At 75.4% G+C, this 16,237-nt stretch carries 3 protein-coding genes and 1 pseudogene; all 4 read right to left on the bottom strand.

From position 1 onward, the window contains the following. Positions 1-4,038, bottom strand: a complete 4,038-nt coding sequence (locus ACZ3ZE_RS06845) for an amino acid adenylation domain-containing protein (protein WP_467257772.1) — start codon at positions 4,036-4,038, stop codon at positions 1-3. Next, entirely contained in the window at positions 4,035-11,912 is a 7,878-nt protein-coding gene (locus ACZ3ZE_RS06840; protein ID WP_467257769.1) for an amino acid adenylation domain-containing protein, read from the bottom strand. Before ACZ3ZE_RS06840 ends, ACZ3ZE_RS06845 begins: the two co-directional genes overlap by 4 nt. Before the next feature lie 81 nt (positions 11,913-11,993). Further along, positions 11,994-13,043 carry a MupA/Atu3671 family FMN-dependent luciferase-like monooxygenase gene (locus ACZ3ZE_RS06835; protein WP_467257767.1) on the bottom strand — a complete coding sequence of 350 codons (1,050 nt, stop codon included), beginning with the start codon at positions 13,041-13,043 and terminating at the stop codon, positions 11,994-11,996. 59 nt (positions 13,044-13,102) lie between these two features. Beyond that, positions 13,103-16,204, bottom strand: a pseudogene (locus tag ACZ3ZE_RS06830) (amino acid adenylation domain-containing protein); the annotation flags it as partial. Between the last annotated feature and the right edge of the window lie 33 nt (positions 16,205-16,237).

The following is a 16,237-nucleotide window of genomic DNA, read 5'->3' as shown; positions in this document are numbered from 1 at the left end:
TCAGCCCGGCGCGCTTCCTTCCGTGGCCCGGTCCTCGGCGGGCCGGTCCTGCCGGGCCCGGTCCTCCGTGGCCCGGTCCTGCCTGGTCCGCTCCTCCCCGGCCGGGTCCTCCGTGGCCCGGGCGGACAGTGTCGCGCCGATCGTGGCGAGCGGAGCGGGATCCAGCATCTCGTAGTGGCCGCACGCGACGTCGACGGCCGTGACCCGCCCGCCGCCGTACGCCCGCCAGGCGTCCGGGGCGGCGGGCGAGGCGGGCGCGTGGTCCGACGCGGCCCGGAAGTGGAGCACGTCCACCCCGCGCGTCCGTGCCGGAGGCGTCCGCAGCGCTTCCACCGCCGACCGCACCGCGAGCCGCGCGCCCTTTACGGCCCGCTGCCCGAGCAGCGCGATCTGCTCCGGCGGCGCCCCGTCCGCGCCGAATCCGGCCGACCCGGCCACGTGCCGGTGCGTCTCCTCCCAGCCGGGCAGCCCTTCCTCGGGCGCCGGATACGAGTCGAGCAGGGCCACGAACTCCACGGCCTGCCCCGCCTCCACCAGCTCCGCCGCCACCCCGTACGCGAGGACCCCGCCGACCGACCAGCCCAGCAGCCGGTACGGCCCCCGCGGCTGCACCTCCCGGATCCGCCGCGCGTACTCCCGTACCAGCTCCTCCGGCTTGCGCGCCCCGCCCGCCGGATCGGCGAGGCTCGGCGCCTGCAGCCCGTACAGCGGCACGTCCGGATCCAGATGCGGCAGCAGCCGGGCGTACGGCCAGGCGAGGCCGCTCGCCGCGTGCACCGCGAACAACGGCCTCAGGCGTCCTCCCGTCCGCAGCGGCAGCAGTACGTCCAGGCCGGAGCCGCCGCCCTCACCGTCGAGCCGACGCGCCAGGGCCGCCGGCGTCGGCGCCTCGAACAGGGCCCGGACGGTCAGCCCGGTGCCCAGGACCGCACGCACCCGGCTCACCAGCCGGGTCGCGAGCAGGGAGTGCCCGCCCAGGTCGAAGAAGCCGTCGTCGGGGCCGACCCGGTCCACCCCGAGGACCTCGGCGAACAGCGTGCACAGCGGCTCCTCGTGCGCGTGGGCCGCCTCGCGGCGGACGGCGGCGCCGTACGCGGGAGCGGGCAGCGCCGCCCGGTCCAGCTTGCCGTTCGGCATCAGCGGAAGCCGCTCCAGCGGCACCACAGCCGACGGCACCATGTGGTCCGGCACCATGTGCCGGGTGAAGCGCCGCAGCTCCGCGCCGTCGACCGGCACCCCGGGCCCGGCCGGCACGACGTACCCGACCAGCCTGCGGTCGCCCGGCCGGTCCTCGCGCACGACCGCGACGGCCCGCGCCACCCGCTCGTGCCGCAGCAGGGCGGCCTCCACGTCGCCGAGTTCGATCCGGAAGCCGCGTACCTTCACCTGGCCGTCGAGCCGCCCCAGATACTCCAGCTGCCCGTCGGCCCGCCACCGAACCTGGTCGCCCGTGCGGTACATCCGCCCGCCGGGCACACCGAACGGGCAGGCCACGAACCGCTCCGAGGTCAGCCCCGGCCGGTTCAGATAGCCACGGGTGACGCCCGCTCCCGCGATGTACAGCTCACCCGGCTGCCCCACCCCGACCGGCTGGAGCCACGGATCCAGCACGTACACGCGGGCGTTGGGCACCGGCCGCCCGATCGGCGGATCACCTTCGGAGGCGTCGGCGTCGGCGTCGGCGCCCGTGCCCGGGCCGGTGCCGGTATCGGGGTCGGCACCGGCACTGCGCCACCAGGTCGAGTACGTCGTCGCCTCGGTGGGACCGTAGATGTTGGTGACCGCACAGCCCGGCACCCGCTCCCGCAGCTCGCGCAGCAGCGCGTGCGGCACGGCCTCCCCGCCGAGCACCACATGGGGTGCCGACACATCGAAGGAGCCGCCCGCCAGCAGGCTCGCCATCGCCGAGGGAACGCCGCTGACCAGGCTCCCCTCCCAGCCGTCCCGTTCGAGCAGCGCGAACAGGTCGTCGAAGAGCTCCAGATGCCCGCCGAGCGCCAGGGTCGCCACGATCTCGAAGACCGACACGTCGAAGCTGAGCGAGGTGGACGCCGGCACCCGCGCCATGCCGTCGGCGCCGAAGTGGTCCTCGACCGTCGCCACGAAGTTGACGGCGTTCGTGTGCTCGACCACCACTCCCTTGGGGACGCCGGTGGTGCCCGAGGTGTAGATGACGTAGGCGGGATGCCGGGGGAGGAGCGGCCCCGGCCGCTCCGCGTCCAGGACGTCCGTGTCGTCCTTCGCCTCGACACGCCGGGTCACGGCCGGATCGTCCAGGACGAGCGCGGCCGTCCCCTCGGGCAGCACACCCCGGGTCGCGTCGGTGACCACCGCGAGCCGGGGCCGGGCGTCGCCGAGCATCCGCGCCACCCGGTCCGCCGGATAGCGCACGTCGACCGGCACGTACGCGGCCCCCGACTTGAGCACGGCGAGCAGCGCGACCACCATGTCCGGCGTCCTCGGCAGCGCCAGGGCCACCAGGGTCTCCGGCCCCGCGCCCTCCGCGAGCAGCACGCGCGCCAGCCGGTTCGCCCGCCGGTTCAGCTCCGCGTGGTCGACGGTCCGCCCCTGGTGCGAGAGCGCGGGCCCCCGCGGGTCCCGCGCGGCCCGCGCCTCGATCAGGGCGGGCAGCGTGGCCGGCGGCACCGGGCGGGCGGTGGCGTTCCACTCCTCCAGCGTCCGCCGCCGCTCGGCGTCCGACAGGACCGGCAGACCGACGACCGGGCGGTACGGATCCTCGGCGATCGCCTCCAGGATCCGGACGAGCCGCTCGGCGATCCCCTCCACGGTCCCGCGCCCGAGCAGATCGGGCCGGAAGTCGAGCCGGATGCCCAACTCCTCGGCCGGCGTGCAGATCAGGGAGAGCGGATAGTGGGTGGCGTCGAAGCCCGCGACGTCGACGAGCAGGGCCTCGCCGAGCCGGCGCCGGCCCGCGCCCATCGGGTAGTTGTCGAAGACGGCCGTGGTGTCGAAAAGGGCCCCGAGACCCGCCTGACTCTGGATCTCCGTCAGCCCGACGTGGTGGTGCTCCAACAGGTCGAGCTGCTCGTCCTGAACCCGTTCCAGCAGGTCGAGCAGCGTGTCCTGCGGGTCCGTCCGCACGCGCGCCGGAACGGTGTTGATGAGCAGCCCCACCATCGACTCGACGCCGTCGACGTCGGCGGCCCGCCCCGACACCGTCATCCCGAACAGCACGTCGCCCTGCCCGGTCAGCTGCCGCAGCACCAGCCCCCACGCCACCTGCATCACCGTGCCGAGCGTGACCCCCGCCTCCCGCGCCCGTTCCGTCAGCGCGGCCGTGGCCTCGGCGGGCAGCGCGCGCACCACCCGTTCGGGGACCACCGTGCCCGCCGCCCGGGCCCGCGGTGCGACCAGCGTCGGCCCCTCGACCCCGGCGAGCGCGTCCGCCCAGGCCTCCCCGGACCACTCCGGGTCGGTCTCGCCGAGCCAGTCCAGGTAGGAGCCGTACGAGGGGGCGGGCGGGAGCGGGTCCGCCATCGCGGCAGCGGCACCGGCACCCGCGTCGTAGGCGTCGTACAGCTGGAACAGCTCGTCGAGGAGGATCGACGTCGACCAGCCGTCCAAGATGATGTGATGGTTCGTCAGCGCGAACCGCCACCGGGTGTCGCCCAGTCGGATCAGCAGGAAGCGGAGCAGCGGCGGCCGGGCGACGTCGAAGCGCCGCCGCCGCTCCTCCTCGACCAGCCGCGCCGCCTCGGCGTCCCGGTCGGCCGGCGCGGTCCCGGTGAGGTCGGCCTGCCGCCACTCCAGCGGGACCCGGGACGGCACGAACCGTACGGGGGCGCCCGACGCATCCGTACGGAACCCGGAACGCAGGCTGTCGTGCCGGTCCTGGAGGACCTGGCAGACCTCGCGCAGGACCGCCGGGTCGAGCGGACCCTCGAAGTCCAGCGCCAGTTGGATGGTGTAGATGTCCTGGCCGTCCGCGTCGAACGCCGTGTGGAAGAACAGCCCTTGCTGGAGCGGCGAGGGCCTCGACGCCGGCTCTTCGGGGTGGGTGCGGTCGGGTGTGCTCACGCCGTGTCTCCCGGTTCGCCGGTGCGTGCGGTCAGGTCGGTCAGGTCGGTCAGGGTCTCCAGGGCCTCGAACCAGGCGTCGGCCAGGGCCTCCACCCGGTCCCGCTCCAGCAGGTCCTTCGGATACATCCAGGTGACATGGAGTTCCGGCCGGTCCCCGCGGTCGTGGACCACGGCGGACACCTCCAGGAGGTGCGTCAGGGGCATCTCGGGGTCGCCCCCGCCGGCGACCGCACCGGCCTCCGGCGCCAGACCCCAGTCGGTGCCGTCCGACCGGTCGAAGCGGCCCAGGTAGTTGAAGAGGATCTGTGCGGTGGGGCGGGCCTTGAGTTCGGGCCCGGCCTCCGGATGCAGATGGCGCAGCAGGCCGAACCCGAGCCCCTTGTCCGGCATGCTCTTCAGTTGCTCGTCCACGGCCCGCACGGAGCCGACCGGATCGACCGGATCACCGGGTCGCCCCCCGAGCCGTACGGGGAACATGCTGGTGAACCAGCCCACGGTCGCCGACAGGTCGAGGCCGTCGACGATCTCCTCGCGTCCGTGCCCCTCCACGTCCACGAGGAACGGCGCGCCGGCGGAAGAGCTGTCGGAAGCGTCTTCGGGGCCGAGACGCGCCCGCCAGAGCCCCGCCGCCCTGCTGAGGGCGCCCAGCAGCACCGCGTTCACGCCGACGCCGAGCCGGGCGGGCACGTGTGCCAGGAGCGGTTCCGTCCGGTCGGCGGGGAGGACCCGGGTCACGGCGTGCTTCGCGCCCTCCACATCGCGGGCGGCCACGAGCTCCGCACCGGGGACGAGTTCGCGCGCCCCGTCGAGGAGGCCGATCCAGAAGGGGAGTTCGGCCGTCCGTCCCCGCACCTCGCGGTGCAGGTGCCGCCCCCAGTCGGCGAACGACACGGGCGCGAAGTCCGGCCCCGCCGTCCCCGACGACCCCGCCGGCCGTGGGGCGGCGCCGCTGCTCAGCTCCTCCAGGAGGATCCGCCACGAGACGCCGTCCACGACCAGGTGGTTGATCATCAGGAGCAGTCGGCCGGGCCGGCCGGGACCCGCGTCGAACCAGACCGCCTGGAGCATGTTCCCGTCCTCCGGGGCCAGCCGCCGCCGTGCCGCGTCCGCCTCGGCGCGGACCCGCTCCGCGAGCTCCCCGGCCGCGAGCCCGGCCGCGTCGACCCGGACGAGACGCCCGGCCGCGTCGACCGCCTCGCGCGGCAGCACCTCAAAGCGCCACGCGGGGGTGCGCGTCAGACGCATCCGCAGGGCGTCGTGCCGGTCCAACAGCGCCTGGAGCAGCCCCCGCAGGCGCTCCGAGGACAGGTCGGCCGGAGTCCGGACGAGCACGGACTGATGGAAGCCGTCGACGGGACCGCCCCGCTCACGCTGCCAGTGCACGATCGGGGTGAGCGGCACCTCGCCCGCAGACGCAGACGCAGACGCAGACGTAGCCGGAGATGAAGACGCCACCGACGCCGGACGCGCTGCCTTACCCCCCTTGGGTGGCCGCACCTTCGCGTGGGCGGCCAGTTCGGCGACGGTGCGGTACCGGAAGACGTCCCGCGTGGAGAGCGCCAGACCGCGGGAGCGGGCCCGGGACACCAGCCGGATCGACACGATGCTGTCGCCGCCGAGCGCGAAGAAGTCGTCCTCGACGCCGACGGAGGGGCGTCCGAGGACGGCGGCGAACAGTTCGCAGAGGATCTCCTCGGCGGGGGTGCCCGGCTCCCGGACCACCCGGGCGGCGGGCGCCTGCGGGGCGGGCAGCGCGGAACGGTCCAGCTTGCCGTTGGGCGTGAGCGGCAGTCCGTCCGGCAGCACGACGACGGTGGGGACCATGTACGGCGGCAGCACCCGCCGCGCCCGCTCGGTGAGTTCGGCGACGAGGCCGTCCGTCCCGTCCGTACCCTCGGTGGCCCGTACGGGAGCCACGTAGCCGACGAGCCGACGCTCGCCCGGCCGGTCCTCGCGCACCACGACGGCACTGCGCGTGACCCGGTGGTGCCGGTCCAGGACCGCTTCGATCTCGCGTGGTTCGATCCGGAAGCCGCGCAGTTTCACCTGGGCGTCGGTGCGCCCGAGGAACGCGAGCTCCCCCTCGGCGGTCCAGCGGACCCGGTCACCGGTGCGATAAAGGCGGCCACCGGGCGGCCCGTACGGATCGGCGACGAACCGCTCGGCGGTCAGCCCGGGCCGCGCGAAGTAGCCCCGGGCCACTCCCGCGCCCCCGATGTACAACTCGCCCGGCACTCCGACCGGCACCGGCCGCAGCGCCTCGTTCAGGACGTACACCCGGGTGTCGCCCAGCGGGGAGCCGAGCGGCGGGCGCTCTACGTTGTGCGGGCCTATCGGGCCGGCGAGGGACCAGATGGTCGTCTCGGTCGGCCCGTACACGTTGGTGACCTCCGAGGCCAGGGCGACGAGCCCGGCGGCCAGGGCGGGCGGCAGGGCCTCGCCGCCGACGAGGACGCGCAGGCCACGGACGGCCTCGGGGACCTCGGCCACGAGCCCGGACCACAGGGAGGGCGTCGCCTGGACGGCGGTGACCTTGTGCCGTGCGACGAGCCGGCCGAGGGCCTGCGGATCACGCACCTCGTCGGGGGAGGCGAGGACGACCGCGGCGCCGTCGAGCAGCGGCAGCAGAAGCTCCAGGTGGGCGATGTCGAAGGCCACGGTCGTCACGGCGAGCAGGCGGTCGGCCGGGCCGAGTGGCAGCCGGTGCCGCATGGCGGCGAGCAGATGGGCGAGATTGCGGTGGGTGACCGTGACGCCCTTCGGCCGGCCCGTCGAACCGGAGGTGTAGAGGACGTACGCCGTGCCGTCGGCCGGGATCACCGCCTCCTGCCCCGGCCCCTCGGAGTCGAACCGGGGGTCGTCCACCGTCAGCCAGGCGTCGGTTCCGAGCGCGTCGCGGGTGGCGGGGTCCGTGAGCACCAGGAGCGGCGCGGCCTCGGACAGCACCGACGCCACCCGGTCCTTGGGATGGTGCGGATCGACCGGGAGGTACCCGGCGCCGGTGCGGTGTACGGCGAGGAGCGCGACCAGAAGGTCGGGCGTGCGGCCCATCGCCACGGCGACCAGCCGCTCGGGACCGGCGCCGAGCCCACGCAGCCGCCCGGCCAGCAGCTCCACCCGCGCGTCGAGATCCCCGTACGTGATCCGCCGGGACCCGTGGAGCACCGCCGGCGCGCCGGGCGTCCTCGCGGCCTGCTCCCGGAACCACTCCGGCACCAGCCGGTCCGGCAGCTCTGCCGCACCGGGCGCCGGTCCGCCCCACTCCGTGAGCAGGGCGTGCCGCTCGGCGGGGGAGACGAGGTCCAGCTGCCGCACCGGGCGGGCGGGACGGGCGACGCCGTCCGCGAGGAAGGTGGTGAAGCAGCGGGCGAGGCGCTCGGCGGTGGCGGGGTCGAAGAGGTCGCGGGCGTAGACGAGGGTGCCGTCCAGCCCGCCGTGGGACTCAGTGAGGTCGAAGAGGAGGTCGAAGGGGACGGTGCGGTACCGGTCATGGGCCGGCGTGTCGACGCGGAGGCCGGGCAGGTCCACGGTGCCGGTCGCGTTGTTCTGCAGGCTCAGCATCACCTGGAACAGCGGATGCCGGGCCGCCGACCGCGCCGGGGCGACGGCGTCGACGACCCGGTCGAAGGGCACGTCCTGGTTCTCCAGGGCGGCCAGGACACCGGGGCGGACCCGGGCGACCAGGTCGCTGAAGCCGGGATCCCCGGAGGCGTCGGTCCGTACCACCACGGTGTTCACGAAGCAGCCGACCAGCTCGTCGAGGCCGCTGTCGGCCCGCCCGGCGACCGGGCTGCCGACCAGGATGTCCGTCCCCGCGCCGAGCTGCCGCAGCAGGCCCGCGAGCGCGGCGTGCAGCACCATGAACACGCTCGCGCCGTGCTCCCGCGCCAGGGCGGTGAGGCCCACGAGGTCCTCGGGGCCGACCCGGAAGGGCACTTCGCCCGCGCGCAGTGTGGCGGTGGCGGGGCGCGGCCGGTCGGCGGGCAGCGGGATCTCGTCGGGCGCGTCGGCCAGGGCCCCGGTCCAGTGGGCGAGTTGCCGGGCGAAGAGGCTCGCCGGGTCGTCGGGCTCCCCGAGCGCCGCGCGCTGCCACAGAGTGAAGTCGGCGTACTGCACCGGCAGTTCCGGCAGTTCGTGGGCCTGCCCGCGGAGTCGGGCGGCGTAGGACGCGGAGAGGTCGCGGAGGAAGGGAGCGGCCGACCAGCCATCGAAGGCGATGTGGTGGACCGTGACGGCGAGGACGTGCTCTTCGGGGCCGCAGGCGAAGAGTTCGGCCCGCACGGGTATCTCCCGCGCCAGGTCGAAGCCGCGCTCCGAGGCCGCGGCCACCGCCGCCTCGACGTCCACCCGGGACACCTCCCGCACCGGCAGACCGAACTCCACCTCCTCCAGGACCAGTTGGTGCGGAACGCCGTCGGTCACCGGGAACACGGTGCGCAGGCTCTCGTGCCGCGCCACCACGTCCCGCAGGGCCGCCGCCAGCGCCCCGGCGTCCAGCCGGCCCGTGAGCCGCAGGGCGGTCGTGACGCTCAGCGCGGCCGCGCCCTCCGCCAGCTCGCCCTGGAGCCAGAACCGCAGCTGCGAGAAGGACGGAGGCAGCACCTCGCCGCGCGGCCCGGGCCGCAGCGGCCCGCGCCCGGCATCCGCCGCCCCGAACCTCTCGGCGAGCCCGGCGGGCGTCGGCGACTCGAAGACCGCACGCATCCCGATCCCGGCGTCCAGCACCTCGCGCAGCCGGTTCACCAGCCGGATCGCCAGCAGGGAGTGCCCGCCGAGCGCGAAGAAGTCGGCGTCCGCACCGACCTCCGGCACCCCCAGGACCTCGGCGAACAGCCCGCACAGCAGCCGCTCGGCCGGCGTCGCGGGCGGGCGGGAGCCGGAACTCCGCACGGGGTCGGGCAGCGCGGCCCGGTCCAGCTTCCCGTTGGGCGTCAGCGGCAGCCCGTCAGGGAGCACCACGACGACGGGGACCATGTAGTCGGGCAGGACCCGCCGCGCGTACGCGGCGAGTTCCGGTACGAGATCGGCGTCGACGGGTGGGGCGGGTGCGGCGTCGACGTGTTGCGCGGGATCGGCAGGGAGCTGCGGGGCGAGATCGGCGTCGACGCGCGGCGCGGGAACGACGTAGGCGACCAGGTCACGCTCCCCGGGGCGCTCCTCCCGTACGAGCACGGCGGCGCGGGCGACCGCCGGGTGGCGCTCCAGGACGGCCTCGATCTCGCCGGGTTCGATGCGGAAGCCGCGTATCTTCACCTGGTCGTCGGTGCGGGCGAGGAAGTCCAGCTCGCCGTCGGCGGTCCACCGCACCACGTCCCCGGTGCGGTACATGCGGGCCCCCGGCGGACCGTACGGATCGGCGACGAAGAGCCCCGCCGTCAGGCCCGGACGGCCTAGGTAGCCGCGGGCCAGCCCGGCGCCCGCGAGGTACAGCTCGCCCGGCACCCCCACAGGCACCGGCCGCAGCCACGGGTCCAGCACGTACACCCGGGTGTTCGCCATCGGCCGGCCGATCGGCGGCTTCCCGCCGTCCCCGTCCCGGGCCGGGTCCACGCGCCCGAACGTGCTGAACGTCGTGTTCTCGGTCGGCCCGTAGACATGGGTCAGCGCGGTCCCGGGGAACTCCGCCAGCATCCTGCGCACGGCCCCCGCCGAGGGCTGCTCGCCGCCCGTCCAGACCTGCCCGACCCGGCCGAGCAGCGAACTCCCTTCCGTTACCAGCAGGTTGAAGAGCGACGTGGTGAGGAACACGCTCGTCGCGCCCCCGTCCGCCACGGTCCGCTCCAGCGCCCGCGGCGAGGGGTCGCCGGGCGGCACCACCACGACCGTGCCGCCGCCCAGCAGCGGGACCCACAGCTCGTACGTCGAGGCGTCGAAGGAGTGCGGCGAATGGGCGAGCACCCGCGCGTGGCCGCCGTCCGCCGCCCAGCAGGGGTCGGCGGCGAGCGCGACGATGTTCCGGTGCGTCACCAGGACGCCCTTCGGGCGCCCGGTGGAGCCGGAGGTGTACATCACGTACGCGGCCCGCTCGGCGTCGATCGCCGGCCAGGCGCCCGCGCCCCCACCCGCCCCGACCGGATCGGCGCCCACGGCCCCCTCGGCCAGGACCAGCACGTCCAGTGCCCCACCCATCGGCCCGCCCAGCGCCGCGCCCGCGAGCGCCTCGGCCCGCTCCTTCATGGACGCGTCGGCCAGGAGGAGGCGGGGCCGCGCCTCCGCCAGGACCGCGTGCTGCCGTTCCGCCGGGTTGCGCGGGTCCAGGGGCAGGTAGGCGGCTCCCGTCTTCAGTACGGCGAGCAGCGCGACGACCAGGTCGGCCGAGCGGTCCATGGCCACGGCGACCAGCTGTTCCGGGCCCGCGCCCTGGTGGCGCAGGTGGTGGGCGAGGCGGTCGGACCGGGCGTCGAGTTCCGCGTAGGTGAGCCGGGAGGCGCCGCACAGCACGGCGAGGGCGTCGGGGGTGGCGGCCGCGCGGCGCCGGAACAGCTCCGGCACGGAGCCGTCGGGGAGCGGGGTGTCCAGGCCGTTCCATGTCTCCAGCACCGTGCGGCGCTCGTCGGGGGAGAGGAGCTCCAGGCCGCTCGTGGGGCGCTCCGGTGCGGCGACCGCCTGGGTGAGGAAGGCGGTGAAGCGGCGGACCAGGCGCTCGGCGGTGGCGTGGTCGAAGAGGTCGCGCGCGTAGAGCAGGCTGCCGCCGAGCGCCCCGTCGGTCTCGGTGAGGTCGAGGAGCAGGTCGAAGGCGATCGTCCGGTGCGGGGCCGGGTCGAGGACGCGGGCGTCGAGGCGGGGGAGCCGTACGGCGGCGTCCGCGTTGTTCTGCAGGCTCAGCATGACCTGGAAGAGGGGGTGCCGGGCCGCCGACCGCGCCGGGTTGACGGCCTCGACGACCTGCTCGAACGGCACGTCCTGATGGTCGAGCGCGGCCATGACACCGGTTCGGGCCTTGCGGACCAGGTCGTGGAAGTCGGGGTCGCCGGAGACGTCGGTGCGGACGACGACGGTGTTGACGAAGCAGCCCACGAGGTCGTCGAGGCCGACGTCGGTGCGGCCGGCGACCGGGCTGCCGACCAGGATGTCCGTACCGGCCCCCAGCCGCCGCAGGAGCCCCGCGAGGGCCGCGTGGAGCACCATGAAGGTGCTGGCGCCGTGCCGGAGGGCGAGCCGGGACAGGTCGCGGAAGGTGTCGGGCGGCAGGTGGAAAGGGACGGCTCCGGCCCGGTGGGTGGCGGTGGCGGGGCGCGGCCGGTCGGCGGGCAGGGGGAGTTCGGCCGGCGCGTCGGCGAGGACGCCGGTCCAGTGGGCGAGCTGCTCGGCGAAGAGGCTGCCGGGGTCGTCGGGCGCGCCGAGTTCCTTCCGCTGCCACAGGGTGAAGTCCGCGTACTGGAAGGGAAGTTCCTCCCAGGTCGGCGGTCGGCCTTCGAGGCGCGCGGTGTAGGCGTCGGCGAGGTCGCGGAGGAACGGGCCGACGGACCAGCCATCGAAGGCGATGTGGTGCACGGTGACCGCCAGCACATGCCGGTCGGGCTCCCCGACGCCGAACAGGACGGCCCGCAGCGGGAGTTCGCGCCCCAGGTCGAAGACATGCCCGGCCGCTTCGGCCACGGCCGCCTCGACGTCCCGCTCCGGGACCTGCCGCACGGGCAGCTCGACGTCCACCGCCTCCAGGATCCGCTGCCCCGGTACGCCGTCGGTGACCGGGAACACGGTGCGCAGGCTCTCGTGCCGCGCCACCACGTCCCGCAGCGCGTCGCGCAGCGCCACCTCGTCCAGGCGGCCCGTCAGCCGGAGCGCCATCGAGGCGTTGGGCCAGGCGCCGTCGCGGTCCAGCTCTTCCTGGAACCAGAACCGCAGCTGCGAAAACGACAGAGGGATCACGGTGGTCTCGGCCTTTCGGGTCTCTCGGGTCTCGGTCCGCTCGGCGCTCTCGGTCCGCTCGGGTCTCTCGGTCCGCTCGGGTCAGTGCGCGTCGAAGGCCGCGCGCAGGGCGTTCAGATGGTTCAGCCCGTCCAGCACGGTCTTGGTCTCGATGCCGAAGTCGATCAGGCAGGCGATCTCGTCCACACCGATGCCCCGCAGCCGCTCGGCCGTCGCCGACGCGTCCGCCACCGTCCCGAACAGCCCCCGCTGCTCGACGTACGTGTCGAGGGACTGGTCGACGAGGAAGTCGAGGTCCTCGTCCTCCAGCGCGTCGATGTCGAAGTCCGGATCGAGGGCGCCGAACGAGCGGGCCAGGAGGTGGACCGAGCTCCTGAGGTAGGCGCGCAGCGGCGCTTCGACGGTGGCGCGCACCTCGTCCCGGTCGGCGCCCAGGAAGGTGTGCAGCATCAGGACGACGTGCCCGTCCCAGCCGTCGTGCGCCGCGCGCGCCGCCCGCCGGTACTCGGCGATCTTCCCGGCGAGTTCGTCCACGTCCTGGTGCAGCAGATGCGTCAGGACCCCGGCCCGCGCGCTCGCGGCGGTACGGAAGGTCTCCGCGTCGCCCGCGCTGGTCACCCAGAGCGGCAACTCCCGCTGCACCGGCGGCGGGAAGGCCCGCACGGTCGCCGGGGCGCCGTTGCCGTCCACGACCTCGACGCCGTCCCCGCGCCACAGCCGGCGGAGCTGCTCGACGCTGTCGGCCAGGAGGCGTTTGCGGTCCTCGTACGGTGCCCGGCTCAGCGCGAAGTCCACCGGGTGCCATCCGGAGGCGAGGGACACCCCGGCCCGCCCGCCGGAGAGGTTGTCCACGACCGCCCACTCCTCGGCGATCCGCAGAGGATGGTGGAGGGGCGCGACGACGCTCCCGGCACGGAGGGCGACCCTGCTGGTGATCATCGCCAGGGCGGCGCCCACCACGGACGGGTTCGGGTAGAGCCCGCCGAAGGGGTGGAAGTGGCGTTCGGGCGTCCACACCGCGCGGAAGCCGTTCCGGTCGGCGAAGCGGGCGCCTTCGAGCAGCAGCTCGTACCGTCCGGCGTCCCCGTCCGAGGTGCTGTCGTCGGCGAAGTAGAAGAGGCTGAAGTCCATCAGGGATCCCTCGATAACACTGGTCGTGATCAGGTCGTGTGCCCGGGCCCGTACCGCCGTCAGTCGGGGCGGGGCATCCTCCGCAGCGCCGGTCTCGCCCTGCGGGCACCCGCCAGCCGGGCCGCGAGGCCGGCCACCGTGGGCGCCTCGAAGACCGTGGCCACCTGGACCTCCACCCCCAGCTCGGCACGGACGCGGCTCACCAGCCGGGTCACGAGCAGCGAATGGCCGCCGAGCTCGAAGAAGTCGTCGTCGATGCCCACCCCGTGCGCGTCTTGCGCCGCCTCCAGCGCGTCCGGCCCTCCCCGCGTGCCCGGTCCCTCGGGCGGTCCCGCCGTGCCGAGCCCGAGGACCTCCGCGTACATCCGGCACAGCGCCGCCTCCTGCGGGGTCCGCGGCGGGCGGCCGGTGCCGCGCCGGGCGGCGCGCGGGGCGGGCAGGGCGGCCCGGTCCAGCTTGCCGTGCGGGGTGAGCGGGAACTCGTCGAGGACGACGACCGCGGACGGCATCATGTACCCGGGGAGGTACCCGGCCGCCCACGCGGTGATCTCCCGGACGAGCTCCGTGTCGTCGGCGGCGGCGAAGGGCACGTTGACGTACCGCTCGGGATCCTCCGACGGCACAGACCCTCCGGTCCCGGCCTCCCCGGTCCCCCCGTCCCCGGTCTCCGACGGGAAGTCCCCTTCCCCCGTGCCGAATTCGGCGTCGAAGTGGTCGGCTCCCGCCTTCGCGGACCACCGCACCACGACGCGGAACCCGAGCCGTTCCCCGAGCCGCGTCAGCTCCTCCGGGTCCGCGCCGGCGCCGGGTGTCGTGCCCGATGCGTGCAGATCCTCGGCGAGGCGCGCGTTCGGCACGCCGGCGAGCCGGACGGGGAAGGTGTCCCGGGCGTGGTCGCGCAGCGTGTCGGCGAGGGCGTCGAGGGTACGGACGTCCGCTCCCCACAGGAGTTCCGTCACCGTGCCGGGCCCGGCGGGCGTACCGGTGGGGGGCCGTGCGTCGTCGGGGCGGCGCAGGACGACGTCGTAGCGGTAGCGGGTCAGCTCGTTGTGGTGGGTTCCCCGCTTCAGCCGCACGTCGCAGCCGGCGAACAGTGGCTCGGCCCCCTCGGCCGCGACCGTCAGGGACCGGAAGAACTCCGGGTCGACCAGCAGTTCCGGCTCCGTGGCGAGGCCGCGCGCCGTCGCCCGGCGATGTTCCGGACCGCCGGGCGCGTCACCCGCCGCGCGGGCCGCGACCGCGCCGTGGAAGGTCTCCGCGAGCCCCAGGTGCCGGACGTCGCCGACGAACACCGAGCCACCGGGCCGCAGCGCGCCCGCCGCGAGCCCGAGGACCCGCGCCAGGTGCCGCCCGCTGGGGAAGTACTGGGCGACGGAGTTGAGGACGACCACGTCGAAGTACCCGCGGGGCACGCCCTCGTGGTCGTCGGCCGGCCGGCTGTGGAGAACGACCCGCCCGGCCAGGTCCGGCCGCCCGTCCACCTGGCGCCGCAGCCGTTCGATCACCCGGGGCGAGAGGTCGAGCCCCCAGTAGGACTCCGCCTCGGTGAGTTCGGGGGCGAGGCGGGACAGCAACAGGCCGTTGCCCACGCCGAGTTCGAGGATGCGACGGGGCCGCAGGGCGCGGATGCTCCGTACCGTCCCGTCGCGCCACTCCCGCAGCTGCTCCAGCGGCAGCGGGCTGCCGTCGTACGCGCTGTTCCAGCCGGTGAAGTCCTCGCCGAAGGGCGCTGACGCGTCGGCCGGTACGGCGTCGTGGACCCGCCGCCACGCGGCCACGCGGTCCGCGTCGCCCGGGCCACCGGCGTCCGCCGGCGTGCTCGGCCCACGGCGTACGTAGGCGACGAGCCGCCGGTCGCCGTCCTGGTCCTCGCGCACGGTCACCGCGGCGGCCGACACCCGGGGGTGGGCGGCCAGCCGCGCCTCGATCTCGCCGGGCTCGATCCGGTGCCCGCGCACCTTGACCTGGTCGTCCGCGCGACCCGCGAACTCCAGTTCGCCGGAGGTCGTCCAGCGGGCCAGGTCGCCGGTGCGGTACATCCGCGTCCCGGCGGGCCCGTACGGGTCCGCGACGAAACGCCGCGCCGTCAGGCCGGGCCGGCCGAGGTAGCCGCGGGCCAGCCCGGCCCCCGCGACGTACAGCTCGCCCACCGCTCCGGCGGGCACCGGCCGCAGCTCCGCGTCGAGGACGTGCAGCCGGGTGCCCCGGATCGCCCCGCCGATCGGCGGCGTGGTGGCGCTGTCTGTGAGCGGCCGGCTCATGGTGGCGCAGACCGTGGTCTCCGTCGGCCCGTACGCGTTGATCAGGGTCCGGCCGGGAGCCCAGCGCCGCCGCTGCTCCGCGTCCAGGGCCTCACCGGCGGCGACCAGCACGCGTACGCCCGGGAGGGCGTCGGACGGCAGGACGCGCAGCACCGACGGCGGCAGGGTCGCGTGGGTGATGCGCCGCGCCTCGGCGAGACGGCTCAGGCCGGGGCCGGGCAGCAGGCTGCGGGCGGGCGCCAGGACGAGTGCCGCTCCGGCGGACAGCGCCATCGCCAGCTCCCAGAAGAACGCGTCGAAGCCGGGTGAGGCGAACTGCAGGACCCGGCTGTCGGCGTCCACGGCGAGGGTGGCGAGCTGGTGGGCGGTCAGGTTGGCGAGCCCGGCGCGGGTGACGACCACGCCCTTGGGCAGGCCCGTGGAGCCCGAGGTGTAGATGACGTACGCGGGCAGGTCGCCCTCGGCGCGCCGGGCACCGGCCGGCGGGCCGGACGCCGGGGCCCGCCGCAGTGCCGCGCGGGTCTCCGGAGCGTCCAGATCGGTACGGGGCACCGCCCCGCCGGCCGGGAGGGCCGTGCCGGACCGGGCGAGGAGGAGCGCGGGGGCCGCGTCGCCCAGGATGTGGGCGATACGTTCCTGCGGGTAGCCGGGGTCCACCGGGAGGTGGGCGGCCCCGGCCTTCAGCACCGCGAGGACGGCGACGACCAGCTCCACGGAGCGGTCGAGCGCCGAGGCGACCACCGTTCCCGGTCCGGCGCCCCGCGCGGCCAGCACGTGGGCCAGCCGGTCGGCGCGCGCGTCGAGTTCGGCGTAGCTGACCGCGTCCTCCTCGAAGACCACGGCGGTGGCGTCCGGGGCGCTCGCGGCCCGCTCCTCGAAGAGGTCGAGCAGCGGGCGCGCCGTGGTGTTCGCGCCGTGGTGGGGCGCGCCCTC

This window comes from Streptomyces sp. NPDC023157 (assembly GCF_055560575.1).
The sequence above is the reverse complement of the archived record's forward strand: the minus strand, read 5'-3'. Positions and strand labels throughout refer to the sequence as shown.

What these genes read in the sequence shown, in the direction of transcription:
- ACZ3ZE_RS06835 (WP_467257767.1), bottom strand. Translation starts at nt 13,043, where the DNA reads ATGGACTTCAGCCTCTTCTACTTCGCCGACGACAGCACCTCGGACGGG.